The following is a 26,246-nucleotide window of genomic DNA, read 5'->3' on the forward strand; positions in this document are numbered from 1 at the left end:
GGAACCGAGCGGTCTCTGTCACTGTACGAACGTGAGAATCCGGGGCACCGACTTGCTCACATGTCCTGATCGGCGGTGCGCGGCGGCGTCGTCACACCCGGTCAGCCCGCCTTCGGCAGGGCCACCGTCTCACCGGCTTCCTTGGCCGCGCCGCGCACAATCGCCGAGAGCAGACCCAGCAGCACGAACTGGTCGCGCGGCAGCAGCCGGGCCTCCGGCGCCCAGTTGTGCACGAAGCCGACGGCCAGCCCGGAAGCCGGGTCGGCCCAGCCACCGGAGCCGACGAAACCCACGTGCCCGAAGGCATTGGGCGCGCCGACCACCGGCCACGAGTGGTAGCCCAGCCGCCAGCCCATCGGCAGCAGCAGATTGCGGTCCGGCAGAACCGATTGCAGCCGCGCCATCGCGCGCACCCGGGCGCGCGGGAACAGCGCCGACTCGGTGGCGATCGCGTTGTAGACCGCGGCCAGCGAGCGGGCCGTGAAAACACCGTTGGCGCCAGGCATCTCGCCGCGCAGGATGGCCGGTTCGGGCCCGGAGGACATCCGGTCGACACCCTCGGTGTAGATCGCCCGCAGGAAGCCCGCGCCCGGCACCGGGGTGCGCGCAGCGTACTTGATCATCAGGCCCGCCTGCGGGATGCCGAACGGAATCTCCGAACCGTGTGTCCTCGCCACGGTGACCGGCGCGTCCGGGCCGGGATCACCCAGGTGCAGCCCGCTCTCGCCGAGCGGTTCGGCCAGTTCCGTGCGGTACAGCTCGCCCATGCTCTTGCCGGTGACCGCCCGGGCGATCCCGGCGATGAGCGTGCCATAGGAGATCGCGTGGTAGGCCGGGATTCCCCGGAACCGGTCCGGCGCGGCCGCCGCGAGGCGTTCCTCGATCAGCTCGTGATCGGCCAGCTCGTCGACGCTACGGGCGAACACCCCGATCCGCGACAATCCCGCCCGATGACTCATCGCCTCGGCGACGGTGATCCCCGCCTTGCCCTTGACCCCGAACTCGGGCCAGTACTCCGCCACCGGCGCCGCGTAGTCCACCAGCCCGCGCTCGGCCAGCAGATGCAGCACCGTCGAGGTCACGCCCTTGGACGTCGAGTACGACAGCGCCGCCGTGTTCTCCTGCCAGGGCATCGTCCCCGCCGGGTCGGCCCAACCGGTCCAGACGTCGACCACCCGCCTGCCCCGGTGATAGACCGCCAGCGCCCCGCCACCGCGTCGATTCCCGAACAACCGGCCGAACCGATCGATCGCTTCCTGGAACTGAGGAGCCGCACTCCCCCGGATCGCCGTTTCCGACGCCCCCGCATGCGACGACGCTGCGCACATGAACAAACCTCACTCGTCACCATTGACAGACCCACGCCGGATCACTCCGAAGCAAGCCGGAATGTTCACGTTACCGAACAACAACAGGCATTTCGATACCCTGGACGACCTGCCATCGTTCCGTGACAGAATTCCGTCGGAACGGAGAATTTCGTCCCGTTCTTTCGTTTCGAGCGACCAACGCCCCTAGTAGACCGCGCTCCAGTACTCGTTCACCGTCCAGGTCACCGCGCGGAATTGTGGGCGGGTCGGGTCGTCGGTGACGGTGATCGTGGCGCGGGCCAGGTCGATCTTCATACCGTCGGCCACGAACTGCTGACTGTTGGCGGTGAAGGTGAAGAAGGTGCCCTCGAACGGCTCCGGCCGCAGCCCCGGCGCCGAGGCCCGCAGGAGCCGGGTACCCGCGCGGTCCTCACACACGACGAATCGCTGGTCGCCACCCGCCGGAGTGCCTTGGAACATGGTCATCGGCCGTCCGGTGGTCTGCCCGACCAGCAGTACCAGCCGCTCGGTGCCCACGCAGCGGGCGAAGGAGTCGCGGTAGCCGGAGGCGTCGGTGCCGTCGGGCAGCGTGCCGTCGGTCTGCACCGGCCCCGCCGTCGCGGTGGGCGAGGCCGACGAGCTCGGCGCCGACGCGGCGGCGTTCTCGCTGGAGCAGGCGGCCATCGAGCAGATCAAGGCGACCCCCGCCAGCACCGGGAACACCTTCCGTTCCGAAATCACCTGGGAATGCTAGCAATTCGGACACACACCGTTTCGTCACGTAACCCGACAGGCAATCGTTACGAGTGATGCGTGTCACATGCTGTCAGAAATCGCGGTACCGCTGTGTCTTGTGCTCGACACCTCGAGCGAAGGAGACACCATGAGTGAGCATGTGGTCGTGATCGGCGGCGGATACGCGGGCGTGATGGCAGCCAACCGATTGACGGGGCACGAGGACGTGAGAGTGACGCTGGTCAACCCGCGCGCGAGTTTCGTCGAGCGGGTCCGGCTGCACCAGGTCGTCGGCGGATCGCATGCGGCGGTGGTCGACTACGGCCGGATACTGGGCGAGCGCGTTCGGTTGGTGGTCGACTCCGTCGGACGAATCGACGCGGCCGAGCGGACCGTGACCCTGGGCAACGGCGGCAGTCTCGACTACGACTATCTAGTCTATGCGGTGGGGAGCACGAGTGCCGTCCCGACCGTGCCCGGTGCGGCCGAGTTCGCCTATCCGATCGCGAGCCTGGAGCAGGCGCGGCGTGTGCGTGCGGTGTTGAACGCCGCGCCCGCGGCGGCCGCGGTGACTGTGGTGGGCGCCGGGTCGACCGGTATCGAGATCGCGGCCGAACTGGGCGAGCAGGGGCGGGCCGTCACCCTCGTGTGCGGCGGAGTCCTCGGGCCCTACCTGCACCCGAGGGTGCGGCGCTCGGTGGCCCGGCGGCTGGCCGATCTGGGCGTGAGAGTGATCGAAGGCCCCCGGGCCGAGGTGACAGAGGTGACCCGAGACGCCGTGCGGCTCAGCGACAGTCGTGTGATGCCCAGCGCGGTGACCATCTGGACAGCGGGTTTCGACGTGCCGGACCTGGCCACACGCAGCGGGTTGAGTACCGATGCCGCCGGTCGCCTGCTCACCGACGAGACGCTGACCAGCGTCGACGACCCGCGCATCGTCGCGGCCGGGGATGCGGTGGCGCCGTCGGATCTGCCGTTGCGGATGAGCTGCCAGACCGCGCGGCCCCTGGGCGCGCACGCCGCCGACACGGTGTTGGCCCGGATCGCGGATGAACAGCCGACGGAGATCAATATCGGCTACTTCGGCCAGTGCATCGCCTTGGGCCGACGAGCCGCCACCCTGCAATTCGCCGCCGAGGACGACACCGCGAACAGGTTCGCCCTCGGCGGCCGCCTCGCCGCCGCGATCAAGGAACGCGCCTGCCGAGGCGTGGTCCAGGAACTCATCGACGAAGCCACAAAACCCGGCACGTTCCGCTGGAAGTTCACCGACGACAAACGCCGACTGCGCCTCGCACCTGTCGCCCCCGAACCCGCCGCCCGCTGACAATTCACGCCCGAGGAGGAACTCGTGAATATCGCCCTGTGGATCGCCGCCGGAGTGCTGGCGGCCGTCGCCCTGGCCGGAGGGATCAGCAAGACCTTCGTCCCCCGGGAGAAACTGGCCGCCCACGACGGCGGACAGTGGACCGGAGATGTCAGCACCGGCGTGGTGAAGACCCTCGGTGTCCTGGAACTACTGGCTGCCGTGGGGTTGATCCTGCCCGCCGTACTCGTCATCGCGCCGGTCCTGGTGCCGGTCACCGCCGTATGCTGGATCATGCTCATGCTCGGCGCCATGCTCACCCACCGCCGCTACGGCCAGTACGCGCTCGTGGGCTTGAACGTCGTCTACCTGCTGCTGGCGGCCTTCCTCGCGTGGGGCCGCTTCGTCGCCGAGCCCTTCACCGGCTGAACGACCATGGACACATCGACACCCACCGACCCGGCCACCGAGTCCTTCCTCACGCACCGCAACCTGCTGTTCACCGTCGCCTACGAGATGCTCGGATCGGCGGCCGACGCCGAGGACGTCCTGCAGGAAACCTGGCTGCGCTGGATGAAGGTCGACCTGGACCAGATCGAGGACCAGCGCGCCTACCTGGTCCGCATCACCACTCGTCAAGCGCTCAACCGGCTACGAACGATCAAGAGCCGCAGGGAATCCTACGTCGGCCCCTGGCTGCCCGAACCCCTCCTCACCGCCCCGGACGCGGCCCACGACGTCGAGCTGGCCGAGAGCATGTCCATGGCCTTGATGGTGGTCCTGGAAACCCTCTCACCCACCGAACGCGCCGTGTTCGTGCTGCGCGAGGCCTTCGGCATCGGCTACAACGAGATCGCCGCCGCCGTGGGCAAGTCCCCCGCCGCGGTGCACCAGATCGCCCACCGCGCCCGCCGCCACGTCGAGGCCCGACACCCCCGCCGAGTGGTCACCCCCACCCAGACCCGTGCCGTCCTCGACGCCTTCCAGCGAGCACTCGAAAACCATGACCTGCGACGTCTGCTCGATGTCCTCGCCCCCGACGTGGTCGCGATCAGCGACGGCGGCGGCGTCAAACAGGCGGCCCTGCGTCCGATCACCGGCGCCGAACGCGTGATCCGCTTCTTCTTCGGCGGCCTCGCCAAAACCACCGCCGCCCTGACCATCCACCCCACCACCGTCAACGGCAACCCCGCCCTCGCCTTCCACCTCGACGGCGAACTCGACGGCGTCATGGCCGCCCGCGTCGACGACAACCACATCACCGGCCTCTACTTCGTCCGCAACCCGGAAAAACTCACCCACATCGGCTCCGAGAACCCGATCACCTCGAAGTGAGTGACCAGGCGGCTGGCCACCGCGGCGCTGGCGTTCGCGTTCGGCATCGCCGTCATCGGGACGATCACCGTCACCACCCCTCGTCCCCGGCACCGACCCCACGATGGCCGCATTGAGCATCCGCACCACCATCAACAGCCCCACGAACACCACGATCACCCCAACGGTCACCACAGCGATCCCTCTTCCACCCTCGAATTCGTCAGCCCATCCGCCGACCGATCCCCCTTTCTATCGAGCGAAAGCCCGCCCCATCAGCCCACTTACGCCACATTGACGGCGCCGCGCTCGACCTTGACGACATCCACACGCGCGACCGACCACACGCATCGCACCGGTGCGTGAGTTGGTGGGAAGCGGTCACCACACCGTGGTTTCGACGCCGCATGGTACAAATACAAAAAGGCGCCTGACCGGCGAAATACTTTCGCCGGTCAGGCGCCGAATATTGCTCCCCCATCTGGACTCGAACCAGAAACCTGCCGGTGAAATTTCCGGCGGTTCCCGTACTTTCAACTGTCCCGATGTGTCCTAGATTGTCCAGTGCTGCAACGACTTTCGAGAGTTCGACCGGTTTCGGTGTCCACCTGAATCCACGCGAATCCGACCGCGTTTATCCGGGGAAAGTACGGGACCGGCGGCGCTACAGGCTGGCGCCGAGCCAATGCGCGAACCCGAGCAGTCCCTCGGACTGGCGGCGCTGGGCGGCGGCGATGCCGTAGACCGTTTCGCGCACGGACGGGTGCAGCCGGGTCTGCTGCGGTGCTGCGGCGCGGGCCTTGTTGAGCGAGGCGAGCGCGCGGTCCGGCTTGCCGCTCATGAGCCACGCGCGGGCATTGTCCTGCCAGTGATGCGCAACGCGGGTCGGCGGGGCATCGGTGCCGTAGGTCAGCGCCGCGCCGTCGAACGCTGCGCGGTTCGGGTCGCCCGCCTCGAGCTCGATCGCGTGCGCGTGGATGTCGACGTTCAGCGGACCGAACGCGGTCATGTACATGTCGGTTTCGCCGGTGTGGGCGGCCAGCTCGCGCGCGGCGTCGACGTGAGCGACGGCGCCGGAGTAGTCCAGTTTGCGGGCGTCGTTGATCGCTCCGGCGAGGTGCGAGTATCCGGCCAGGACCATACCCGGTTGAGTGTCGTCGGCCGCGGCGATCGCCTGCTCGATGAGCTGCGCGGCTACCTCGGATTCGCCGTAGTGGGTGAGGATGCGAGCGCGGGCGAGCGCTGAGAACGCGCCGTGATTCGGGTCGTCACCGTGGGGCGCGTAGCTGTCGGCGAGGTCGAGCGCGGGCAACGCGAGCATGAGGTGACCGGTGCGGCGGGCCGACCATTCGGCCAGGATGTAGGCAGACGCGAGCAGCGAGTAGGCGTGTGCCCGGTCGTCGTCGCGGAGTTCGCGCACCGCGCCGTGCAGGCGGCGGATGATGCCGGGCAGTACCTCGATGGTCTGGCGGGTGCGGTCGCGGCGGTACAAATCCTGAGCGGCGGCGAGGTCGGCCTCGAGCTGGGCGAGGGCGCCCGGTTCCTCGGCGCGCGCGTAGCGACCTTCGGCGAGCAGTATCGACAGCCCGTTCACCGCGTCGGCGAGCGGCTTGCCGTCGTCGAATGGGGCGCCGGTCAACTGCTCGGGAGTGACGCGCAGGGCTCGCGCGACGGCGGACACGAAACCCGGCGAGGCGAGTTCGCGGCCCTGCTCGACGGCCTTGACCATGCTCAGGCTGTACGCGGCGCGGGTCGCGAGCTGGCGTTGATTCAGCCCGGCAATCTTGCGTTCGGTCGCGATGGCTTGGCCTACATGCGTCCCCATACGTCCGAGCGTACGTGTAGGCGTCCGCTCATGTCTGCGGTGTCACTGTCCCTTTACTGTCCCCCGGCGCTCTTGCCGGCGGCGACTCTGATTCCAGGCCGCGCCGCCGGGTCGACCACGAATCCCCGGCGGCGGGGCACCTCAACTCGACAGAGAGGGCGGAGCATGTGGGGGCCGAAGCAATCCGTACCGGCACAGCCGACCGTGTGGGACATCATCGCGCGTCTGGCGAGCGAGGCAGAGCAGCAGGGACAGCCGTCGCCGGTGCTCGATCACTGCGCGCCGTCGTCGTTGTTGACGCCCGAGCAGGCACACACGGTCTTGCAGGTGCACCGCGCGTGTGAGCGCTGGCAGTGCCCGCGGAAAACCGCGGCGTGGAACGTGCTCGTTGCCGCGGGCCGCATCGTGCCGCGTCCGGCGAACGGGTCGATGTGACCGGCGGGCCGAGTGAGGGCGAGCTCGTCGAGCTCGGCGCCGATGTCGTCGCGGCCCTGGCCGCGGTTGAAGACGACGGACTGACCGGGCCGATCGTCCTCGCCAATGGCATGTGGGCGAACCGATGGCACGGGGCATGGCGAGTCACCGCGGACCGTGACGGCGCCGAGGAGGTGGGCCCGTTCGTGGGGCAGACGCTCGACGACTGCCGACTGTGGGCGAACCACAACCGAGTGATTGCCGAAAAGTAACCCAGCAGCCTCACGCTGCGGGCCGACATCCGGCCGCTCGGACGGCTGCAACCGCGATTAGCATCCCTCGCGGCCACATTGGCACGCGAGCGCGCCCGAACCTCGCCGAACGAATAGAACCCGGCCGTTCACCTGCCACACGCGCACCCAGGGGTGCGCCCGCCATCCACCCGCCCGAGCCCGGCACGCACCCCCGGGGAGAGAGAAATAGCCTGACTGCCACGGACGAGTCAGGGGGTGGGGGTCGGATGATTAGGACGGGGGTACCCCTCCCGAGCTATTGCCAGTAGTTAGCCACCGGCGGTATCGGCTGTCAAACGCAACTCACCCCCTACCCGGAATGGATCGGGCAGGGGGTGAGCGCGTACCGGGATGGGTGCGAGCACCGAGGCCAACACCTCGCACCCGCCCGGCAGAACTGGGGTCAGCCAGCGAGGCCGGTCAGCTTCTTGATCGCGCCGGGGTTGGTGATCGCGATTGCGGGCACCGTGTAGCACTGCACCCAGGTGCGCCGGGTGGCTTCCTCGCGCCACACCTCGGTGCTCAGCGGCACCTCGAATCCGATGGTGCCCGCGGTGCCGTACTGGGTCACGTAGCCGGTGCCGGCCGCGACGCGCGGGCTCGAGAACAGAGTCGTGATGCCGGCCGATTCCAGCACGGCCGCGAGCCCTTCGCCGTAGGTGACCGACAGGTTGTAGTTCTCCTGCGGGTTGAGGATCAGCGTGTCGTATCGGTGCCCGAGTTCCTGCACGTCGGCGGCGAGCTGCGCGGCGGCCAGGTCCGCGGCCGGGCGCCCGGCGTTGGGGGTCAGGTCCTCGGGCGGGCCGACGGTGACGACGTTGCTCCAGTCGTTGCCGGGCACGACGTTGGGCCCGGTCAGTACTTGCTCGATGGCGTCGACGAGGCGCTGATTGATCTTGCGCACGATGGTGTTCGACAACTGGGTCACGCTGTCGTCGAGGTCGGAGATGTTGTTGCGGATGCGGTTCTCGTCGGTGATGAAGAACTTGCCGCCCCAGTCCTCGACGTGGGCGAGCTTCGGGTCGGGGCGTTCGCCGTTGACGACGGCGTACTCCGAACCGGGCGCGCGCTGCTCGAGGTTGCGCGTGGTGTACATCTGCGCGGCCGTTGCCTCGGTGTACAGGATGGCGCCGCCCTGTACCGGCGCCCCGAACGGCTTGAGGAACTTGTCGACCAACAGCTGAGTGTTGGTCAGTTCCGCGATCCGGGTGGAGATGCGCGAGGGCTGCTTGAGCACGGCGTCAACGGTGAGGTTGCGCCCGCTCAGGCTCGGGCTCAGCGAGTAGTTGTTCGGCATCGGTACGGTTCCTCTCCAAGTGGTGGGTCAGCTCGAGCCGGTCGACCATCCAGCGGCCACCGACTCGGCGGCCGGGCAGTGTTCGGCGTCGAAGTCGTTGCCGCACTGCCGAGGTCGTTGTGCCGAGCAGCGCGGCGGCCTCGGTGGTGCCGATCGGGTCGAGCATTGCCGCCGAGTGTGCGGACTCGGGCGCGACCGGAAGGACCGTGCTTCCGCTGTCGGAACCGGCCAGGAGATCGGCCAGGCGCACGAGACGCGGCGGCAGGGGCGGCAACCCGGCGCGGGCGGCCAGTTGCGCGGCCAGATTCAGCGCCGCGGCCACCTCCCGGGCCGGACGCGGCCCGAGCGCGACGTACTCCCCCAGGCGTACGCACTCGGCGGGGTCATTCGCCACCGCTCCCCCTTTCGGGGTCGATGTCCCAGCCGTCGGCGTTGGCCTGCCGCTCGGCTACCTCGCTATAGGCGGCCTCGAGCAGTTCCTCGGCGACGCCTGCCAGGTGTTCGGGCAGCGCCGGGGACATGCGCAGCGCGGTCGCGCAGACCTCGGCGAGCAGTTCGACCACGCGCCCTTGCTCGGCCGCTTCGGCGACCACCGATTCCAGTCCCGCGCGCTCGTCGGGGTCGCTGGCGCCGAGTACGTGTGTCCACACCGCCAGCGCGCGCCGTCGATCGGCGAAGTAGTGGCGACCGTTGTCCGCGAAATCATCGGGGTTGCCCGGCGCGGGCTTGTCGTTGCTGTTCACCCAATCCTCCAGTCTCGCAATGCCGTTGGACCATCGTTCGGCCGCCGCGACGCCCTCGGCGACGAGGGCGCGCCATTGGTCCATGCCCGCGGCCAGGCGGGCGGCCACCGCTCGGCGAGCGCGTTCGGGGCGGTTGTTCATGCCGCGTCTCCCTTCGGTCGGCCCACCGGGGCCGGTAGGTTGCGGGCGCGCCCGGCCCACACCCCGGCCGCTGCGCGGCCCAGTTCGCGGGCGACGCCGTTGCACTCGACGAGCACGGGGCAGCTCCGGCAGATGCGCGCCGCGGCCTCGAGGCGGTATCGCCGGTCGTCGTCGTCCTCGTCGGGCACCTCGGCGTCGAACAACGGCGCGCGGCCGGTGCAGGCGGCCCCGATGAGCCGCTCGTCGGCGAGGTCGGCGACGAGCGCGCGCACCTTCGGCCAGATCACGACTCGCCCCGTTCCTCGCGCCACGCCCGGAGCGCCGAGTTCGCTCGATCGCTGCCCCATCCCATCCGGTCCTGTACGTCGCGCTTCGATTTCGGCGCGGGGTCGAGGGCATCGAGGGCGGCCACGTCGTCGGCCACGCGCGCCGAGTCCGTCACGCTGATTCCCCAACTCGTCGGGGCCTTGTCGTCCTTGGTGGGCGCACGGATGACCGGCTCGAGCAGCCCGTCGACGGCGGCGTGTGGGTCGAGGCGCAGCAGCCCGGCAGCCGGTTCCTTGCCCGAGCCGGGGCAGTGCTGGCGTAGGCCGCCGTGTCGGTCCTTGTTCACCGTGAGCCACGCCGAGCCGCCCTTGCCAGGGGCGAACGGTTCATTGATCGTGACGCGCAGCGAGACACCCCCGATGGTGCGCCGTTTGGCCGCGGTACCGCCCGGTCCGAGCGTGCGCGATTCGGTGCCCTTGGCGAGATGGTCGATCACCAGCACCGCGGCGCCGGACTTCGCTAGCGGCTTGAGCACCGACCGGTGCGCGTTGGTGTACTCGTCGGCGGAGTTCGACGACGAACCGAACAGCGGCAGCAGCTCGCCGAGCGAGTCGAGCACCACCACGCCCGGCGCCCAGGTGCGCATGTCGGCGACGATGGCGGCCAGGTGTAGCCGGTCCTCGGGCTCGACGTAGAGGAACCGCTCGGGATCGGCCAGCGCTGCTCTGTCGGCGCCGAGCGCCAGCAGGCGCCCGACCGTGGGGCCGGGCCCGTTGTGGTCGAGGTCGATCACCAGCACCCGGCCGCTGCCGTACTCGCCGAGCAGTTCCCGCGCAGCGACGAGCGCGAGCCAGGTCTTGCCGGATTCCGGGTCGCCGAACACGAGGTTGACCTCACCGGCATAGAACAACGCACGTTGATCGTCGCGGATCCCGTAGGCCGGGGCGGGCGGCTCGGGTAGGCCACCGGCGAGCAGTGCGGCCACGTCGAAATACCGGCCGTAGTCCACCTGTTCGGCGTGGTCCTGAGAGTGGTCCTGAGTGGTCCGGGACCGCTGTTCGGCGCGGTCCTGCGGGCCGTCCTCGGCCTTGGGGGTGCCAGGACCACGTTTCGGCGTTGTTTTCGCAGCTCGCGGGCGTTTCCGGGTGCGTGGTCCTTGGTCCTCACCCCCTAGGGGCTCAGGACCAGGACCACCGGTCCCCGACTGGTCCTGTGCGTGGTCCTGAGTGGTCCCGGCGCCGGTCGTTGCGGTGGCCGGTTGGCTGTCGAGCCATGCCGTGTAGTCGTCGTGGTAGGCGCGGCAGGTCAGGCACGCCCGATCGCGCCCGGCGGGGTGCCGGGGGCAGGACTGCGGCGGGGGTGGTTCCACGGCGGGCCGCGCCGACGGTGCGACGGTCTCGACGCCTCGGGGCATTCGGGTTCACCTCCTCCTCGGGGCCCGCGCGATGGCGGGCCCCGGCTAGTTCGTCAGCCGCGGAATGCGGCGTGTGCTGCGCGGTTGGCGGCGACCCATGCGGCTTCGGCATCGGGCCAGGACAGTTCGGCGACCCCCTCGAGGTGGCGGTGTGCGGCCTCGAGCTGGCTACGCCGTCGTTGTTCTCGTGCGGCGCTGTCGAGTGCCCGCCGTACTGCGGTGGCGGTGTGGTCGGTGGTGGGTACTGGCTGGGCGCCGTTGTGCCGCTCCCAGACCGCGCGCGCATCTTCCGCGCTGCGGATGGGCCGCCCTATCGACGGAGCCACCACCGCCGGGAGCGGAGCCGTCAGCGATGCTCGTCGGGTGGGCCGGGCACCGAATTCGTGGGCAACTACGGACGCGCACAGATAGCCCGTCGGCAGCCAGAAGAACAGCAACACAACGATTTTCGTCATCATCCCGCCACCGCCGGGCACTGCCGAAGGCACCGGAACAGTTGCCCGTTCTCGCCGAACCCGTCCGGCCTCGAGGTCGAACCGATCGCGAACGCTCGGCCGCATCGGTGGCAGGCCACGCCGTCGGCGACCTGCCGCTCGATCAGTCGGCCGCGCTCGTTGGCTTGATCCCACAGCGCCGACGGGAGCGTGTCGAACATGGTCGCGAACAAGATCAGGTAGACGGCAGGAGTTGCCATCGGATCGGCCATGTACGCGCGCAGGCGTTTGCCGCGCTCACCGAACATCAGGGCGACCTCGTCGAGCGTCATGCCCGACTCGGCGATGCGCTCGGCAACGATGAGCCAGAACGCGCGCATGACGTAGACCAGCACGGGCCCGCTCGGGGTACGGGCGATAGACTCGGGCATGAATTCCTTCTTTCGCAAGGGTTGGGGTTCACAGGCCCGGGAGCGGGTGCAACCGCTCGCCGGGCCGCTCTTGCACTGGGCGGAGACTGACAGCATCACGCGGCGCCCTGGTCGGCCCGCTCGACGAATTCCGCGATGGCGTCAGACGAGATCAGGCGGCGCCCGCCGACCTTGACCGAGCGCACCGCGCCATCACGGATGAGGACATACAGCGTCGCCCGACTGATTCCGAGCAGCTCGGCGGCGACCGGAACCGCGTACATGCGCTTCTGCTGGGTGGACATCTAACCTCCGAATGTTCCGAATTGCGACACATAGTGACTCATTGTTGAACGGACACTTCGGGACGCTAGCAGATGTTCCGGGACGTGTGCAATCATGTCGCAATGCCACACATTGACGAGCAAGCCAAGGACTGGCAGATGGCCACCGCGAAGCGGATCGGCGAAGCCGTTGCCACGGCGCGGGAACGGCAAGACATCACGGCTGCGAAGCTCTCAGAGCGAACCAAGCAGCTAGGTTTTCCGATCCACAGGACCGCTATAACCAAGATCGAGAATGGCAGCCGGTCAGGGAAAATGGACGTGTCAGAACTCATCGTGCTCGCCGCGGCCCTCGGCGTACCCCCCGTGCAGCTTCTCTATCCCCAGATGCCCGACGGACCGACTGAAGCGCTGCCCGGCGTCGAGTCGCTGAGCTCCGATGCGATGCTGTGGTTCTCGGGCGAGCGGGCCACGCTCCGAGGGCGACGTTCCGAAGACATCGCCCCCGTTCACCTTTGCCGAACCGATCCCCGCCTCACACAGGCAACGCGCAGCTATGTCAACGCCAAGGATGGCCTTGATGCCGCAGTGTCGCGGCGCGACCACCCCGAGATGCACCCCTACGAAGAGGTTCCGCCAGACGAGCTACAACAGGAGATTTCCCGCAAGGGGGGAAACGTCACGGACGCACGCGGCAGGGCGCTAGCGGCCGGTGGCGTGGTGGACGATGCCTAGACAGCGGATGGCGCCCGGCGAGTGGGGCGAGATCAAGCCGAAGAAGCCACGCAAGGGGCAAGAGGGGCTGCACATCGCGCACTGCTACGTGCGCGATGACGACGGACGGCGCCGCGAGGTCGAGAAATCCAGCCCGAAGAGTTGGGAAGATGCGCGCCGAAAAGTGTTGCGAGAGTTGCAATCTCGCCAGACTCCCGTGTCGTCCACTGCGCTTGTCACCGACAAGACGACGCTCTCCGAATTGTTCGAGGTGTGGCTCGGCACAAAGACCAAGATCAAGGGCCAGTCGGCCACCCAGTACCGGCGCGGATGGAAACGTAACGCCGACACCCAGATTGGCGCGCGACGGATTCGGGAGTTCCCCACGAGCCGCGCTGAGGCGCACCTGAAACAGATCACCGATCGCAGCGCGTCGGCCGGTAAGCAGCTGCGGACCATCCTCGTTGGCATGTTCGCGCTGGCGGTCCGCTACGACGTACTGACGGTGAACCCGATTCGGGAGACTGCGGCCGTTCAGGTCAAGAAGGCCGAAGCACGCGCCGCGACGCCAGCCGAGTTCGTCACCATCCGCGCGGCGATCCGCGACTACTGCGACCGGCCGCGGCGCAACGGGCCGAAGCCAGGCCGGTTGTTGCCCGCGGTCGTCGACGTGCTCGCAGCGACAGGGTGCCGACCGAATGAGCTGCTGGCGGTGTACTGGCACGAGGTCGATCTGTTGGCGGACCCGCCGACGTTGACGCTCACCGGGACGGTCATCGACCACGGCCAGGAGGAAGACGCGGACGGCAACCCGCTGCCCGTGCATCGCCAGGACGAACGCAAGGGCGGCGCACCACCCCACACGCTCATCCTGCCCGCGGGCGCGGTGGCCGCGCTTACCGAGATGGTCGGACAGTCCGGCGACGAGGGCCAGGTGTTCGCGAACCGCGACGGCGGATGGATGAGTCTCGCGAATCTCCGGCGCTCACTGCGGGCCGCCCTGCCCGAGGAACTGAACTGGGTCACGCCGTACTCGTTCCGGCGGACGGTCGGAACAGTTGTCGATGCCGAGCTCGGACTAGCTGCCGCACAGCACCAGCTTTCGCACGCTCGGCAGTCGACTACCGAACAGCACTACGTCGAGCGCCGGACGGTCGGCCCGGACGTGCGCGCGGCGCTCGATCGCTTCGCGTCCGGGAAAGTACGGGATTGAATATCAGGGGAAAATCCGGGGAAATCGGCAAGCACATACCCCGGATACAAGTCAACCCCCTACCGGTTTGCACTGGTAGGGGGTTGTTTTCGCGCTCCCCCATCTGGACTCGAACCAGAAACCTGCCGATTAACAGTCGGCTGCTCTGCCAATTGAGCTATAGGGGATTGCCCCGGGTGGTTAGACTCGGGCGGTCGGCCTTGGCGGGCTGACCGAGATGAAACTTTAGCGCATGGGGTTGCTGGTTCCCAAATCGGGGCTCTACCTGCGGACATGCGGCGTATAACGATGTGCGGACAATGGGTGGGCGGATCGACATCGGTGGGGCTGCTGGGGCAGGATGGAGCGGCCAAACGAACGTGGGAGGAGCTCCAAGAAGATGCTGCGGTTGATCATCGGCGTAGCGGCCGGGTATGTGCTGGGCACCAAGGCCGGGCGCGCGCGCTACGAGCAGATCAGTGCGGCGACGCGAGCGGTCACCGGGTCGCCGGTGACCAAGAAGCTGGTGTCGGTGAGCCGACAGAAGCTGTCGGACAAGTTGAGCACGCAGCCCAAGCTGGAGCCGATGGAGCCCATCGACGAACGCACCACGGTGCTGATCCCGCACAACCAGCTGCGCCGCTGACTCAGGCGCCCGCCGCGAAGCCCTCGCTGCCCATCGCCTGGGCGGCGAGGCTCTTGCGGTACTGCTCGAGTGCCACCAGGTCGCCGAACAGGGCCATGTAGGTGTCGGGTTCCTCGCTGGCCGACAGGCGCTGCAGCTTGGACTTCAGTTCGGCGATCTGGCGGCCCACCCAGGCTTCCTGGGTGCGCGCCAGGATGCCGGTGATGAAGCGCGGGATGTCGTTCTGGGAGCGCACCGGCAGCTGTTCGTTGGCCAGTTCGGAGACCAGGGCGCGGATCATCAGGTCGTCGGTGTGGTCGGCGACGGCGGCGACCCATTCGGCGCCGCTGAGTCCGGCCGCGGTGCCGCCCGCCTTGGCGATCATGATCCGGACCGCGATGTAGGCGGGGTGGGTGTAGGCGGCGGTGTCGATGGAGTCGAACACCGCGCCCGCGATGCCGGGGTATTGCAGTGCGGCGCCGAGGGATTGACGCTGGGCGAACAGCACCGGGTCGTTGGGCGCCGGGCGCACCGAGGAGCTCTCCTCGACGCGGGGCGCGGTGGCGGGGGCGGGGCGTCCGGGGGTCTTGCCGTTCTGGGCGGCGCCGCCCATCCGGTTCTTCTTGGCTTCCTCGCCGACGCGGCGCACCACGAGTTGGATGTCGTCCCAGCCGACCCAGCCCGCCAGCTTGGTGGCGTAGCCCTTGCGGGTGGCGTTGTCCTTGATCTGGGCGACCACGGGCACGGTGCGGCGCAGGGCCTCGACCCTGCCCTCGACATCGTCGAGGTTGTGTTCGGCCAGCAGGCCGCGAATCACGAACTCGTAGAGGGGGGTTCGGCGGGCGACCAGGTCGCGCACGGCGGCGTCGCCGGAGTGCTGACGCAGCTCGCACGGGTCCTGGCCGTCGGGGGCGATGGCGATGTAGGTCTGGCCCGCCAGGCGCTGGTCGCCGCTGAAGGCTTTCAAGGCGGCGGCCTGACCGGCGGCGTCACCGTCGAAGGTGTAGATGATCTCGCCGCGCCAGAAGTTGTCGTCCATCAGCAGCCTGCGCAGCACCTGCAGGTGCTCCTCGCCGAAGGCGGTGCCGCAGGAGGCGACGGCGGTCTTGACCCCGGCCAGGTGCATGGCCATCACGTCGGTGTAGCCCTCGACGACGACGGCCTGGTGGCCCTTGGAGATCTCGCGCTTGGCGTGGTCGAGGCCGAACAGCACCTGAGACTTCTTGTACAGCAGGGTTTCCGGCGTGTTCACGTACTTGCCGGGCATGGTGTCGTCGTCGAAGAGCTTGCGCGCGCCGAAGCCGATCACCTCGCCGCCGAGATTGCGGATCGGCCAGAGCAGCCGACGGTGGAACCGGTCGATGGGGCCGCGCTTGCCCTGCTTGGACAGCCCGGCCGCTTCCAGTTCCTTGAACTCGAAGCCCTTGCGCAGCAGGTGTTTCGTGAGCACGTCCCAGCCGCCGGGCGCGTAGCCGCAGCCGAACTGCTGGGCGGCGGCGCCGTCGAAATTGCGGTCGGTCAGGTATTTGCGCGCGGTCTCGGCCTCGGGCTCGCGCAGCTGGGCCATGTAGAACTCGTGCGCGGCGGCATTGGCGGCGACCAGGCGCGAGCGGGTGCCACGGTCGCGTTGGACCGAGGTGCCGCCGCCCTCGTAGTTGATCTGGTAGCCGATCCGGTCGGCCATCTGCTCGACGGCCTCGACGAAACCGATGTGCTCGATCTGCTGCAGGAACTTGTAGACGTCACCGCCCTCGCCGCAGCCGAAGCAGTGGAACAGGCCGTGGTTGGGCCGCACGTGGAACGAGGGGGACTTCTCGTCGTGGAAGGGGCACAGGCCCTTGATCGAGTCGGCGCCCGCGCGCTTGAGCGCGACGTACTCGCCGACCACATCCTCGATCCGGACCCGGTCGCGGATCGCCGCGATATCGCGATCTGGGATTCGTCCGGCCACGAGCGAAGTCTAGTGGGTGCGGCTCAGCGGCAGTCCAGCGAGGCGGCGACGCGCTCGAAGCGGCTCTCGGTATAGGAGGCGATCTGGTCGATCACCACGCGCACGCGGGCGGTGTCGTCGGTGGCGGCGTTCCACCAGGGCAGCATCTGGTCGTCCAGGTGGGCGGGCGCGGTGGTGAGCAGGCGGTCGGCGACGGCCTGCACGCGCTCGCGCTGGGTCTGCTGGCGGGCCAGGTGACCGCGGTCGGAGCGCACGTAGCGCAGGGCGACGGTCTTGAGCACGGCGACCTCGGCGGCGACGATCGGCGGCACGATCAGGTCGGCCTGGTAGCGGATGAGCGGGCCGGGGCCGTAGCGCTGGTGGGTGGCCGCGATGGCAGCGGTGGCGAAGCGGCCGACGAGTTCGCTGGTGAGCCGTTTGAGCGCGACCGAGGCGGCGAAGGTGCCGTCGTAGTGCGCGGCCTGGGCCACCACGTCGAGTTCGGACAGGCGCTGCGCGGCGGCGGCGAGCGCGTCGACGGACTGGTCGGGGTGCTGGCCGTGGCCCTGCTCGGCGAGGGCGGCCTGCTCGGCGGGGTCGGCCAGGGCGCGCAGGTCGATGCGGCCGACGATCACGCCGTCCTCGACGTCGTGCACCGAGTAGGCGACGTCGTCGGACCAGTCCATGATCTGGCATTCCAGGCTCTGGGTGCGCTCGGGCGCGTCCTTGCGGATCCAGGCCAGGCGCTCGAGGTCGTCGTCGTAGGCGCCGAACTTGGTGCCGGACCCGGCGCGGCCCCACGGGTACTTGATGGTGGCGTCCAGGGCGGCGCGAGTGAGGTTGAGCCCGGAGCTCTCCCCCGCCGCGTCGAGGACCTTGGGTTCCAGGCGGGTCAGGATGCGCAGGTTCTGCGCGTTGCCCTCGAAACCGCCGTACTCGTCGGCGAATTCGTCGAGCGCGCGTTCGCCGTTGTGGCCGTAGGGTGGGTGGCCGATGTCGTGGGCCAGGCCCGCGAGGTCGACCAGGTCGGGGTCGGCGCCCAGGCCGTCGGCGATGCTGCGGCCGATCTGGGCGACCTCGAGCGAATGGGTGAGCCGGGTGCGCGGGGTGTCGCCTTCGCGCGGGCCCATGACCTGGGTCTTGTCGGCCAGGCGGCGCAGCGCGGCCGAGTGCAGCACGCGGGCCCGGTCGCGGGCGAACTCGCTGCGGTGACCGTTGCCGGGGGCGTCGGGCCAGGCGATCTTGCCGGGCTCGGGGACCATGCGTTCCCGGTCGTGCGCGGTGTAGCCGTCGGTCATCTCACTGTCCCGCCTCGTAGGGGAAGTCCGCCGAGAAATGGCTCAGCTGGTACCACAGCAGCGCCCCCGTCTCGCGGGCGATGCCGTGGAACTGCGACTCCCTGGTGTAGACGGCCGGGCCGGTGCGGGTGGGTGCGGTCCACGCGCGCAGACCGGCGTCCCTGGCCATGGTTCTGGTGCGGAGTGAATGCCACGGATCGCTCACGAGTACAGCCGATGACAACCCGCGTTCGCGCATGGCGGCGGCGACGGCTTCGATGCTGCGCAGGGTGTCGGAGCCGGTCTCCACGGCCAGGACGTGGTCGCCGGGCACGCCGTTGTCCTCGAGGTAGCGCTTGCCCGAGGCGGCCTCGGTGTAGAGGTCACCTTCCTGTTTGCCGCCGACGGTGATCACCATCGGCGCGACGCCCGCCGCGTAGAGCCGTCCGGCCTGGTAGAGCCGGGCCTCGAACACCGAGGACGGGGTGCCCGAGTACTGCGCGGCACCGAGCACGACGATGGCGTCGGCCGGGGTGTAGTCGTCGATCCGGGCGACCTGCCACACCCGCACCGCCGTCCCGCCGACGAGCACGATCCCGATCACCACAGCCCCCGCGATCAACCGGCCGATCCACAGCGACATCGTCGGCACCAGCCCACGCGGACGCCTGGCGTCCGGGGCGGTGGCCGTTCGCGAGAAACCCGATTTCACCTTCGTCAGTCTGCCAGGTGACACCGACGGCTCGCGTCCTCAGCGGTCACCGCCGGATTCCGGTCGGGTGAAATCCGCACCGGCGGGTCCGGCGAGTGCGACGAACGAGTGGACCAGTGGATTCGGCGCGGCCGAGGGCCAAGCCAGCACCAGGCTGCTCGGCGGCTTGTCGGCCAGCGGCACGACCACGAGCCCCTCGGCGACCGGATGCCCCAGCGGAGTGAGTCCGACGGTGCCGTTCCACAGGACCGTCTGCTGACATTCGTGGACGGTGCGCACGACCGGACCGCTGTCGGGATCGGTCGGGTGCGACCAGTACGCGCGCCAGATCGGATCGACGTCACGGGGCAACTGGAACCACTGCCGGTCGGTGAGCTGGTCGAGCCGCAGACGCGCGTGGCCGGTCAGCGGATCGTCGGCGCGCAGCACGACGCCGACGGGATCGGTGCGCAGGACCAGGGTCGCGATGCCGGTGTCGTCGAACGGGGTGCGGGTGAGGGCGAGGTCGACGCGTCCGGAGCGCAATCCCGCTGTCGGGTCGGTGAAGTCGCCCTCGCGGACGTGGACGCGCACCTCGGGATGCCGCGCGCGGTACACGGCGGCGAGGCGGGCGCCGGTGTGCTCGCCGAAGGTTCCCAGCGTGAGCGTGGAGGTTCCGGCGGCGAGCGCGACCCGGGTGCGCAGTCGGTCGGCACGGTCGAGCAGGTCGCGGGCCTCAGCTGCCAGGGCCGATCCGGCCGGGGTGAGGCTCACGCCCGACGGCGATCGGATCAGCAGTTCGGCGCCGAGCTCGGCTTCGAGTTGTCGGATCGCCCGGCTCAGCGGCGGCTGGGTCATGTGCAGCCGGGCGGCGGCGCGGCCGAAGTGCAGTTCCTCGGCCACCGCCGTGAAGTACCGGAGCAGACGGAGGTCCATGAGCTGCGACGATACCGGCTCGGTATCGGGCGTGCGAGATCGGACTTGGACGGTGACCTACGCGCGGTGGTCGGGTGGAGCCATGAGTGTCGTTGTCCTGATCGGACGAATCCTGTTCTCGTCGTTGTTCCTCGGTGCCGGTATCGGCCATCTGACCGCGATCACCGACTCCGCGCGGTATGCCGCCGGTCGGGGCATTCCGGCACCGGTCGTCGCGGTGTCGGCCTCGGGAGCCGCGATGATCGTGGCCGCCACGAGCGTGCTGCTGGGCGTGTGGGGTGATCTCGGATCACTGGTGCTGGTGGCGTTCCTGGTGCCGACAGCGTTCCTGATGCACGCGTTCTGGAAGGAGAGCGACGCCGAGACACGTCAGCACGAGATGGTCCACTTCAACAAGGACATCGCCCTGGCCGGGGCGGCGCTGGTGTTCTTCGCGGTCTTCGCCGGGGCGGGCGAGGTGGGGCTCACTCTCACCGGGCCCGCCTTCACCTGGCGCTGACATCGGACAGCGCACCGGGGTCCGAACCGCTCACCAGCCGCGTTCGCGCCATTCGGGGAGGTGGGGGCGGTCGGCGCCGAGGGTGGTGTCGTCGCCGTGGCCGGGGTAGACGGCGGTGTCGTCGGGGTAGCGGTCGAAGAGTTTGGTGGTGACGTCGGTGAGGAGGGTGTCGAAGTCGGTGGGGTTGTGGGTCTTGCCGACGCCGCCGGGGAACAACGAGTCGCCGGTGAAGAGGTGGGTGCGGTGGGCGCCGTCGACGAGGGCGAGGGCGATCGAGCCGGGGGTGTGGCCGCGCAGGTGGATGACTTCCAGGGCGAGGTCGCCGAGTGGGAGGGTGTCGCCGTCGGCGAGTAGGCGGTCGGGCGGGACCGGGAGGGCGTCGGCGTCGAGGGGGTGGGCGGCAGTCGGGGCGCCGACGGCGGTGGTGACCTCGGTGAGGGCCTGCCAGTGGTCGGGGTGCTGGTGGGTGGTGACGATCAGTTCGATCTGGCCGGGCGTTTCCTGGGTGGTGAGCTGGATGACGCGCGGCGCTTCGTTGGCGGCGTCGATGAGGATCGCGGCGCCGGTGGTGGTGCTCTGTACGAGGTAGGTGTTGTTGTCCATCGGGCCGACGGACATCTTCACGATCCTGGCCCCGGGCACATCGCGCTGCTGGGCGGGCCCGCCCGCGGTGACGTGTCCGGTGTAGAGGCGATCGACTGTGACCATGCGCCGATCGTAGAAGCCACGCGGTGCGCCGTCGCGCCCACGTGCGCGGGGCGCGCCCGTTAGATTCGACACATGCGCCAGTCCAGGATGAATCCGGCTCTCCGATCGGTTCGGCCGCGCGCCGCCGGTGTGCTCTGCGCGATGCTCGCCGCGGTGGGTCTGCTGTGCGCGCCGGGGGTGGGCGCGGAGCCGCCGTCGCGGATGGGGCCGCAGGTGGTCGACAGTGCCGGGGTGCTCAGCGGGGCCGACGAGAGCCGGGTGCTGGATTCGGTCGATCGGCTGTACCGGGATCACCAGGTGAAGCTGTGGGTGATCTACGTGCGTGATTTCGCCGGGATGGCGCCGCGTGATTGGGCCGCTCGCACGTCGGACCTGTCCGGGTTCAGCGATCGTGATCTGTTGCTCGCGGTGGCGGTGGAGGATCGCGGCTACTGGCTCGACGGCATGGTGCCCGAGCAGGTCAGCGACGGCGAACTGGACTCGCTGCTGGCGGGCACGATGGAACCCGATCTGCGCGACGGGAAATGGGCGCAGGCCGCGGTGGACACCGCCGACGGTCTGGGCTCGGCCATCAGTGGCTCCGGGGTGCCGTGGAAGACGCTGCTGATCCTGGTGCTGGTGGTCGTCGTGGTGGCCGGTGGTCTGATCCTGTTCTCCCGCAGGCGTCGTCGGGCTCGCGACCGGGCGGAGCTCGACACCGCGCGCAAGGTGGACCCGGCCGATTCGGCGGCGGTGGCGAAGCTGTCGCTGCCGACGCTGCACGCCCTGTCGCGGGAGCGGCTGGTCGAGATCGATGACGCCGTGCGTACCAGTACCGAGGAATTGGCGCTGGCCACCAGCGAATTCGGTGAGATGGCGGTGACGCCGTTCCGTACGGCGCTCGACGCGGCCCGCGCGGCGACCGCCAAAGCCTTCACCATCCGTCAGCAGCTCGACGACGCCATCCCCGAGACGCCGGAACAGCAGCGCAGCATGCTCGTGGAGTTGATCGCTGTCGCGGGCACCGCGGATCGCGAACTCGACGCCCAGGTGGCCGATTTCGACGCCATGCGCGATCTGCTCATCGACGCCCCCGCCCGGTTGGACGGGCTCACCCGCGACATCGTCGACCTGACCGCGCGCACGCCCGCCTCCGAGGCGGAGTTGTCGCGGCTGACCGCCGCCTACCCGGCCTCGGTGCTGGCGCCGATTCGCGACAACGTGCGGATGGCGTCCGAGCGCGTCGCCTTCGCCGAGCAGAACATCGACACCGCCCGCGCCGCGCTGACCCAGCCGGTCGGCGAGCAGGGTGGTGCGGTGGCGGCGATTCGCGCGGCCGAGGGCGCGATCGGTCAGGCGCGCACGCTGCTCGACGCGGTCGACCAGGCGGCGGCGAATATCCAGCAGGCCCGCGACGGGTTGCCCGCGGCGCTGGACGAGTTGCGTCGGGACCTCGCGGCCGCCGCGGGACTCACCGAGTTCGGTGGGCCCGAGTTGACCGCCGCGGTGGGCAAGGCCACCAGCACCGTCGACACGGCGTCGGCGGCGGCCGAGAGCGACCCGCTGGGCGCGTTCCACAGCGCGGTGCAGGCCGACGCGGAGTTGGACCGGGCCATCGCGGCGGCCTCGGATCGCAAACTGGCGGTGGAGGATCTGCGGCGCAGGCTCGATCGGACCATCACCGACGCGGCGGCGCGCATCGACGCTGCTTCGTCGTTCATCACGACCCGACGCGGTGGGGTGGATGCCGAGGCGCGGACCAGGCTCTCGGAGGCGCAGCGCCATCTCGATGAAGCGCGGAGTTCGGCGGCGAGCGCACCGGATCGGGCGCTGGTGAGCGCACAGCACGCCGCCGATCTCGGTGGGCGCGCGCTCCAGCAGGCACAGGCCAGTGTGCGTGCGTGGGAAACCCGTCAGCCGATGTCGGGCGGGGCGCAGACCGGCGCCGTGCTGGGCGGCATCCTGCTTGACGGATTCCTGCGCGGGGCGATGAACAGTGGGTCGCGCGGGCGCGGGTACGGCGGGGGCGGCGGTTATCGGCCGGGCTCGTACGGCGGTTCGTCGGGATCGCGCCGGGTGAGTCGCGGCGGGCGGTTCTAAGGCACTGGCTCCGGCCGGTCCGCGATCGGGGGCTCAGGCCGGGCTGATACCGCCTCGGCCCGTAGTGGCCTCGCGATCGGTGGCGCATCAGGAGGCGGCTTCGCGATCAGCGGTCTCCGCCCGAACCGACGGCCTTGCGATCGGCGGAGCGGCTGGCCTCGCTATCGATGGCGCGGCTCAGGCCGAAGCGGCCTCGCGATCGGCGGCGCGGTTCAGGCTGAGGCGGCATCGCGATCGATGGCACGGCTCAGGCGGTGGCGGCCTCGCGATCGGCGGCGCGGTTCAGGCGGTGGCAGCCTCGCGATCGGCGGCGCGGTTCAGGCGGTGGCAGCGGCGCGGTTCAGGCGGTGGCGGCCTCGTGATCGGCGGCGTCCCAGGTCAATTCGGCGAGGACGGCGGGGAGGAGGTCGGTGGCGCGGGGGCCGCCGCCGAGGCGGGCGAGGGTCAGGCGGCCGAGGTAGGTGTAGGCGAGGAAGGTGACGGCGGCGGAGGCGCCGGTGGAGGGGCGGGGGTGGGCGGAGAGGTAGACGATCTCGTAGTCGTCGAGGATCAGGCCGTCGGGGGCGCGGAAGGTGGGGACCGTGCCGGTGTTGGTGAGGGCGATGTGCCCGGCGGTGGAGTGGACGCGGGTGGGGCCGAAGAAGTCGGGGAAGTGCAGGACCGACTGTTCGATCACGCCGGTGGCCAGGTCGTCGTGCAGGGCGGTGCCGATGCGGCGGGCCAGGGTGACGACATCGTCGAATTCGGTGGTGCTGAAGGCGGCGAGGCCGGAGACATTGGTGCCCGCGGCCGCGGCGACCGGCGGATCGAGGCGTCGGCGCAGGTCGACCGGATAGACGCAGCCGACCTGGTCCACACCGTAGACCGCCGCGAAGGCGCGCAGGACCGCCGCGGTGACCAGTCCGTTGACACTCACCGCCCGCGTGCGCGCCAGCTCGAGCACTCGCGCCGTCTCGGCGGGATCGAGCCGGAGACGGGCGGGCCGCGCCAGCGCGGGCGAGGCGGGCTGCGAGGACTGCACCACCCCGACCGCGTCGGCGACGACGAGCGCGCGCGTGACATCCTCGAGCCCCGAACGCGGCCCCCTGGCGATACCGCGCCGGGCCAGCAGTGATTCGACCGAGTCGGGATACTCACGCGGCCCGGCCGCGATCGACCCGGTCTCCACGTGATCGGTGTAGTACCCCCACAGCCGCGCGAACAGTTCGACGCAATGCCCGGCGTCGGCGACGCTGTGGTGCACGAACAGCGTGACCCTGGCCCGATCCTCCTCGGCCAGGACCACATCCAGGTATCCGAGTTGCGCGCGCGGACTCAACGATTCGGCCGGAATCCGCACCTCGTCCGGATCACCGAAGCTCACCCACGCGCCCACCGGCTCGATGTGCCCCGGCCGCAGCAGGATTCCGTTCTCCTCCGCGTCCTCGACGATGCGGCACACCAGAATCGGAAACGCGCACTGCAACGCCGCGAAGGCCGCGCCCAACGCCACCGCGTCGAGCACCCCGCGCACCGTCACCGACCGCCCGGTGAACGTCGCGTGCCGTACGAATCGCTGCTCCGACGGGTCGAGTACCCGCACCACGTCTTCCGGTTCCCACAGCACAACGGAAAGCGTGAGGCAACACCCCGGCGAACGCAAACCCGCTCGCCCCTCCTGTGACCAAGCACGCTAACCCGCCCGGGCGCCCCCGAGATCCCGCGCCTCCCCCACACTCCCAACCCCGCACATCCCGACCCCGAGGAGGGATCGCCGACGAGGTCGGCGGTTCGCGCCCGTCCCGTCGATCAGGCGCCGTGGCGTAGGCGACGAAAGAGCAAGCCACGGTGCCTGATCGACGGGACCCCAGGGGGCGCGAACTCGAGCGCGCCAGCGCTCCAAAAACTCAGGCGCCGAGGAGGTGGGTGGCCAGGTAGGACTCCACCTTGTCCAGGGCGATGCGTTCCTGTGCCATCGAGTCGCGTTCGCGGATCGTCACGGCCTGGTCGTCGAGGGTGTCGAAGTCGACCGTGATGCAGAACGGGGTGCCGATCTCGTCCTGGCGGCGGTAGCGGCGGCCGATGGCGCCCGCGTCGTCGAAGTCGACGTTCCAGTTGCGGCGCAGCTGGGCGGCGAGGTCCTTGGCCTTGGGGGTCAGGTCGGCGTTGCGCGAGAGGGGCAGCACCGCGGCCTTGACCGGCGAGAGGCGACGGTCCAGACGCAGCACCGTGCGCACGTCGACGCCGCCCTTGGCGTTGGGGGCCTCGTCCTCGGCGTAGGCGTCGACCAGGAAGGCCATCAGCGAACGGGTGAGACCGGCGGCGGGCTCGATGCAGTACGGGATGAACCGCTCACCGGAGGCCTGATCGAAGAAGCTCAGGTCGGTGCCGGAGTGCTCCGAGTGCGTCTTGAGGTCGTAGTCGGTGCGGTTGGCGATGCCCTCGAGCTCGCCCCATTCGCTGCCCTGGAAGCGGAAGCGGTACTCGATGTCGGTGGTGCCCGCCGAGTAGTGCGACAGCTTTTCCTTGGGGTGGTCGTAGAGGCGCAGGTTCTCCGGATCGATGCCGAGGTCGGTGTACCAGGCCAGGCGGGTGTCGATCCAGTACTTGTGCCACTCGGCGTCTTCGCCGGGCTTGACGAAGAACTCCATCTCCATCTGCTCGAACTCACGCGTGCGGAAGATGAAGTTGCCGGGGGTGATCTCGTTGCGGAAGCTCTTGCCGATCTGGGCGATGCCGAACGGCGGCTTCTTGCGCGCGGTGGTCTCGACGTTCTTGTAGTTGACGAAGATGCCCTGCGCGGTCTCGGGACGCAGGTAGTGCAGGCCCTCTTCGTCGTCGACCGGGCCGAGGAAGGTCTTGAGCAGACCGGAGAAGTTCTTGGGCTCGGTCCACTTGCCGGGCTGGCCGGTCTCGGGGTCGTTGATGTCGGCCAGGCCGTTGGCGGGCGGGTGGCCGTGCTTCTCCTCGTAGGCTTCCAGGAGGTGGTCGGCGCGGTAGCGCTTGTGCGTGTGCAGCGACTCGACCAGCGGGTCGGAGAAGGTCTCGACGTGGCCGGAGGCCTCCCAGACCTGGCGGGGCAGGATCACCGAGGAGTCCAGGCCGACGACGTCGTCGCGGCTGGTCACCATGGTGCGCCACCACTGCCGCTTGATGTTCTCCTTGAGTTCGACGCCCAGTGGACCGTAGTCCCACGCCGACTTGGTGCCTCCGTAGATCTCACCGCACGGGTAGACCAGACCCCGACGCTTGGCGAGGTTGGCAACGGTGTCCACCTTCGACTTGGGTGCCACGCGAGATTTCTCCATCCCTAGGGAGTCGGACAACTAGTGAGGTCCAGCGTATCGGCACCGGGCAAGTGGTTTCGCACCGCCCAGCGCGCCACATTCGACATGCGCACGTCTGCATGTCAAAATGGTATCGGTTTCC

Annotated in this window: 29 protein-coding genes and 1 tRNA gene; 11 read left to right on the plus strand and 19 right to left on the minus strand. The window is 69.4% G+C overall.

What is annotated here, in order from left to right:
• Positions 1 to 101: 101 nt before the first annotated feature.
• On the minus strand, positions 102 to 1,232 hold the full coding sequence (locus QC180_RS11725; RefSeq protein ID WP_278262717.1) for a serine hydrolase domain-containing protein: 1,131 nt from the start codon (positions 1,230 to 1,232) through the stop codon (positions 102 to 104).
• Between the two features lie 282 nt (positions 1,233 to 1,514).
• Complete coding sequence (locus QC180_RS11730; RefSeq protein WP_278262718.1) at positions 1,515 to 2,051, minus strand: hypothetical protein; 537 nt, start codon at positions 2,049 to 2,051, stop codon at positions 1,515 to 1,517.
• 142 nt (positions 2,052 to 2,193) lie between these two features.
• Here QC180_RS11730 and QC180_RS11735 point away from each other — a divergent pair, with 142 nt between their 5' ends.
• Genes QC180_RS11735 through QC180_RS11750 form a run of 4 tightly spaced genes read left to right on the plus strand, consistent with a single transcriptional unit; the run spans position 2,194 to position 5,031 of the window.
• Positions 2,194 to 3,372, plus strand: coding sequence for an NAD(P)/FAD-dependent oxidoreductase (locus QC180_RS11735; RefSeq protein WP_278262719.1), 1,179 nt, complete (start codon positions 2,194 to 2,196; stop codon positions 3,370 to 3,372).
• A 24-nt stretch (positions 3,373 to 3,396) separates the two neighbouring features.
• Positions 3,397 to 3,780: a DoxX family protein gene (locus QC180_RS11740; RefSeq protein ID WP_278262720.1), complete on the plus strand. Its 384-nt coding sequence runs from the start codon at positions 3,397 to 3,399 to the stop codon at positions 3,778 to 3,780.
• Positions 3,781 to 3,786: 6 nt separating this feature from the next.
• Positions 3,787 to 4,686, plus strand: a complete 900-nt coding sequence (locus tag QC180_RS11745) for an RNA polymerase sigma-70 factor (RefSeq protein WP_278262721.1) — start codon at positions 3,787 to 3,789, stop codon at positions 4,684 to 4,686.
• Positions 4,687 to 5,031, plus strand: a complete 345-nt coding sequence (locus tag QC180_RS11750) for a hypothetical protein (protein WP_278262722.1) — start codon at positions 4,687 to 4,689, stop codon at positions 5,029 to 5,031.
• A 298-nt stretch (positions 5,032 to 5,329) separates the two neighbouring features.
• On the opposite strand, the gene QC180_RS11755 is transcribed toward QC180_RS11750, so the two are convergent.
• Positions 5,330 to 6,490, minus strand: a complete 1,161-nt coding sequence (locus QC180_RS11755; RefSeq protein WP_278262723.1) for a helix-turn-helix domain-containing protein — start codon at positions 6,488 to 6,490, stop codon at positions 5,330 to 5,332.
• A 165-nt stretch (positions 6,491 to 6,655) separates the two neighbouring features.
• Here QC180_RS11755 and QC180_RS11760 point away from each other — a divergent pair, with 165 nt between their 5' ends.
• On the plus strand, positions 6,656 to 6,925 hold the full coding sequence (locus QC180_RS11760) for a hypothetical protein (protein WP_278262724.1): 270 nt from the start codon (positions 6,656 to 6,658) through the stop codon (positions 6,923 to 6,925).
• Positions 6,922 to 7,176, plus strand: a complete 255-nt coding sequence (locus tag QC180_RS11765) for a hypothetical protein (RefSeq protein ID WP_278262725.1) — start codon at positions 6,922 to 6,924, stop codon at positions 7,174 to 7,176. Before QC180_RS11760 ends, QC180_RS11765 begins: the two co-directional genes overlap by 4 nt.
• Before the next feature lie 424 nt (positions 7,177 to 7,600).
• Here the strand turns inward: QC180_RS11765 and QC180_RS11770 are convergent, their stop codons facing one another.
• The 8 genes from QC180_RS11770 to QC180_RS11805 all read right to left on the minus strand — a co-directional run bounded on the left by QC180_RS11770 (position 7,601) and on the right by QC180_RS11805 (position 12,208).
• Entirely contained in the window at positions 7,601 to 8,494 is an 894-nt protein-coding gene (locus QC180_RS11770; RefSeq protein WP_278262726.1) for a major capsid protein, read from the minus strand.
• Positions 8,439 to 8,888, minus strand: a complete 450-nt coding sequence (locus QC180_RS11775) for a helix-turn-helix domain-containing protein (protein ID WP_278262727.1) — start codon at positions 8,886 to 8,888, stop codon at positions 8,439 to 8,441. The genes QC180_RS11770 and QC180_RS11775 overlap by 56 nt, the downstream gene beginning before the upstream one ends.
• Entirely contained in the window at positions 8,878 to 9,378 is a 501-nt protein-coding gene (locus QC180_RS11780) for a hypothetical protein (RefSeq protein ID WP_278262728.1), read from the minus strand. The genes QC180_RS11775 and QC180_RS11780 overlap by 11 nt, the downstream gene beginning before the upstream one ends.
• A complete protein-coding gene (locus QC180_RS11785) occupies positions 9,375 to 9,665 on the minus strand; it encodes a WhiB family transcriptional regulator (protein WP_278262729.1) in 291 nt (96 codons plus the stop codon). Before QC180_RS11785 ends, QC180_RS11780 begins: the two co-directional genes overlap by 4 nt.
• A complete protein-coding gene (locus QC180_RS11790; protein WP_278262730.1) occupies positions 9,662 to 10,654 on the minus strand; it encodes an AAA family ATPase in 993 nt (330 codons plus the stop codon). The genes QC180_RS11785 and QC180_RS11790 overlap by 4 nt, the downstream gene beginning before the upstream one ends.
• Before the next feature lie 458 nt (positions 10,655 to 11,112).
• Positions 11,113 to 11,517, minus strand: coding sequence for a hypothetical protein (locus QC180_RS11795; protein WP_278262731.1), 405 nt, complete (start codon positions 11,515 to 11,517; stop codon positions 11,113 to 11,115).
• Positions 11,514 to 11,888 carry a hypothetical protein gene (locus tag QC180_RS11800; protein WP_278262732.1) on the minus strand — a complete coding sequence of 125 codons (375 nt, stop codon included), beginning with the start codon at positions 11,886 to 11,888 and terminating at the stop codon, positions 11,514 to 11,516. Before QC180_RS11800 ends, QC180_RS11795 begins: the two co-directional genes overlap by 4 nt.
• 131 nt (positions 11,889 to 12,019) lie before the next feature.
• Positions 12,020 to 12,208 carry a helix-turn-helix domain-containing protein gene (locus tag QC180_RS11805; protein ID WP_278262733.1) on the minus strand — a complete coding sequence of 63 codons (189 nt, stop codon included), beginning with the start codon at positions 12,206 to 12,208 and terminating at the stop codon, positions 12,020 to 12,022.
• 138 nt (positions 12,209 to 12,346) lie between these two features.
• Here QC180_RS11805 and QC180_RS11810 point away from each other — a divergent pair, with 138 nt between their 5' ends.
• Positions 12,347 to 12,922, plus strand: a complete 576-nt coding sequence (locus QC180_RS11810; RefSeq protein ID WP_278262734.1) for a helix-turn-helix domain-containing protein — start codon at positions 12,347 to 12,349, stop codon at positions 12,920 to 12,922.
• Complete coding sequence (locus QC180_RS11815) at positions 12,915 to 14,114, plus strand: site-specific integrase (RefSeq protein WP_278262735.1); 1,200 nt, start codon at positions 12,915 to 12,917, stop codon at positions 14,112 to 14,114. Before QC180_RS11810 ends, QC180_RS11815 begins: the two co-directional genes overlap by 8 nt.
• A gap of 94 nt (positions 14,115 to 14,208) precedes the next feature.
• Here the strand turns inward: QC180_RS11815 and QC180_RS11820 are convergent.
• Positions 14,209 to 14,281 (minus strand) — tRNA-Asn (locus tag QC180_RS11820).
• 212 nt (positions 14,282 to 14,493) lie between these two features.
• Here QC180_RS11820 and QC180_RS11825 point away from each other — a divergent pair.
• Complete coding sequence (locus tag QC180_RS11825; protein ID WP_278262736.1) at positions 14,494 to 14,739, plus strand: hypothetical protein; 246 nt, start codon at positions 14,494 to 14,496, stop codon at positions 14,737 to 14,739.
• Between the two features lies 1 nt (position 14,740).
• On the opposite strand, the gene dnaG is transcribed toward QC180_RS11825, so the two are convergent.
• The 4 genes from dnaG to QC180_RS11845 form a co-directional block, all read right to left on the minus strand.
• A complete protein-coding gene (gene dnaG / locus QC180_RS11830; protein WP_278262737.1) occupies positions 14,741 to 16,669 on the minus strand; it encodes a DNA primase in 1,929 nt (642 codons plus the stop codon).
• Positions 16,670 to 16,692: 23 nt separating this feature from the next.
• Complete coding sequence (locus QC180_RS11835; protein WP_278262738.1) at positions 16,693 to 17,946, minus strand: deoxyguanosinetriphosphate triphosphohydrolase; 1,254 nt, start codon at positions 17,944 to 17,946, stop codon at positions 16,693 to 16,695.
• Position 17,947: 1 nt separating this feature from the next.
• Positions 17,948 to 18,568 (minus strand): YdcF family protein, encoded by a 621-nt coding sequence (locus tag QC180_RS11840; RefSeq protein ID WP_278263131.1) that lies wholly within the window; start codon positions 18,566 to 18,568, stop codon positions 17,948 to 17,950.
• 108 nt (positions 18,569 to 18,676) lie between these two features.
• Positions 18,677 to 19,552, minus strand: a complete 876-nt coding sequence (locus QC180_RS11845; RefSeq protein ID WP_278262739.1) for a LysR family transcriptional regulator — start codon at positions 19,550 to 19,552, stop codon at positions 18,677 to 18,679.
• A gap of 82 nt (positions 19,553 to 19,634) precedes the next feature.
• Between QC180_RS11845 and QC180_RS11850 the strand changes: the two genes are divergently transcribed.
• Entirely contained in the window at positions 19,635 to 20,051 is a 417-nt protein-coding gene (locus tag QC180_RS11850; protein ID WP_278262740.1) for a DoxX family protein, read from the plus strand.
• Between the two features lie 30 nt (positions 20,052 to 20,081).
• On the opposite strand, the gene QC180_RS11855 is transcribed toward QC180_RS11850, so the two are convergent.
• Complete coding sequence (locus tag QC180_RS11855; RefSeq protein WP_278262741.1) at positions 20,082 to 20,759, minus strand: MBL fold metallo-hydrolase; 678 nt, start codon at positions 20,757 to 20,759, stop codon at positions 20,082 to 20,084.
• Positions 20,760 to 20,831: 72 nt separating this feature from the next.
• Between QC180_RS11855 and QC180_RS11860 the strand changes: the two genes are divergently transcribed.
• A complete protein-coding gene (locus tag QC180_RS11860) occupies positions 20,832 to 22,838 on the plus strand; it encodes a TPM domain-containing protein (protein WP_278262742.1) in 2,007 nt (668 codons plus the stop codon).
• 340 nt (positions 22,839 to 23,178) lie between these two features.
• Here QC180_RS11860 and QC180_RS11865 read toward each other — a convergent pair whose 3' ends face one another.
• Positions 23,179 to 24,444 (minus strand): phthiocerol/phthiodiolone dimycocerosyl transferase family protein, encoded by a 1,266-nt coding sequence (locus tag QC180_RS11865; protein WP_278262743.1) that lies wholly within the window; start codon positions 24,442 to 24,444, stop codon positions 23,179 to 23,181.
• Positions 24,445 to 24,724: 280 nt separating this feature from the next.
• Positions 24,725 to 26,125 carry a glycine--tRNA ligase gene (locus tag QC180_RS11870; protein ID WP_474646421.1) on the minus strand — a complete coding sequence of 467 codons (1,401 nt, stop codon included), beginning with the start codon at positions 26,123 to 26,125 and terminating at the stop codon, positions 24,725 to 24,727.
• Positions 26,126 to 26,246: the final 121 nt, after the last annotated feature.

Source organism: Nocardia anocheti, assembly GCF_029675105.1.
Lineage (GTDB): Bacteria > Actinomycetota > Actinomycetes > Mycobacteriales > Mycobacteriaceae > Nocardia.

Coding starts and splice junctions, on each gene's coding strand:
- QC180_RS11795 (WP_278262731.1), bottom strand. CDS start 11,517: ATGATGACGAAAATCGTTGTGTTGCTGTTCTTCTGGCTGCCGACGGGC.
- QC180_RS11745 (WP_278262721.1), top strand. CDS start 3,787: ATGGACACATCGACACCCACCGACCCGGCCACCGAGTCCTTCCTCACG.
- QC180_RS11835 (WP_278262738.1), bottom strand. CDS start 17,946: ATGACCGACGGCTACACCGCGCACGACCGGGAACGCATGGTCCCCGAG.
- QC180_RS11805 (WP_278262733.1), bottom strand. CDS start 12,208: ATGTCCACCCAGCAGAAGCGCATGTACGCGGTTCCGGTCGCCGCCGAG.
- QC180_RS11780 (WP_278262728.1), bottom strand. CDS start 9,378: ATGAACAACCGCCCCGAACGCGCTCGCCGAGCGGTGGCCGCCCGCCTG.
- QC180_RS11735 (WP_278262719.1), top strand. CDS start 2,194: ATGAGTGAGCATGTGGTCGTGATCGGCGGCGGATACGCGGGCGTGATG.
- QC180_RS11860 (WP_278262742.1), top strand. CDS start 20,832: ATGCGCCAGTCCAGGATGAATCCGGCTCTCCGATCGGTTCGGCCGCGC.
- QC180_RS11845 (WP_278262739.1), bottom strand. CDS start 19,552: ATGGACCTCCGTCTGCTCCGGTACTTCACGGCGGTGGCCGAGGAACTG.
- QC180_RS11770 (WP_278262726.1), bottom strand. CDS start 8,494: ATGCCGAACAACTACTCGCTGAGCCCGAGCCTGAGCGGGCGCAACCTC.
- QC180_RS11810 (WP_278262734.1), top strand. CDS start 12,347: ATGGCCACCGCGAAGCGGATCGGCGAAGCCGTTGCCACGGCGCGGGAA.
- QC180_RS11840 (WP_278263131.1), bottom strand. CDS start 18,568: ATGTCGCTGTGGATCGGCCGGTTGATCGCGGGGGCTGTGGTGATCGGG.
- QC180_RS11760 (WP_278262724.1), top strand. CDS start 6,656: ATGTGGGGGCCGAAGCAATCCGTACCGGCACAGCCGACCGTGTGGGAC.
- QC180_RS11850 (WP_278262740.1), top strand. CDS start 19,635: ATGAGTGTCGTTGTCCTGATCGGACGAATCCTGTTCTCGTCGTTGTTC.
- QC180_RS11870 (WP_474646421.1), bottom strand. CDS start 26,125: ATGGAGAAATCTCGCGTGGCACCCAAGTCGAAGGTGGACACCGTTGCC.
- QC180_RS11755 (WP_278262723.1), bottom strand. CDS start 6,490: ATGGGGACGCATGTAGGCCAAGCCATCGCGACCGAACGCAAGATTGCC.
- QC180_RS11825 (WP_278262736.1), top strand. CDS start 14,494: ATGCTGCGGTTGATCATCGGCGTAGCGGCCGGGTATGTGCTGGGCACC.
- QC180_RS11855 (WP_278262741.1), bottom strand. CDS start 20,759: ATGGTCACAGTCGATCGCCTCTACACCGGACACGTCACCGCGGGCGGG.
- QC180_RS11815 (WP_278262735.1), top strand. CDS start 12,915: ATGCCTAGACAGCGGATGGCGCCCGGCGAGTGGGGCGAGATCAAGCCG.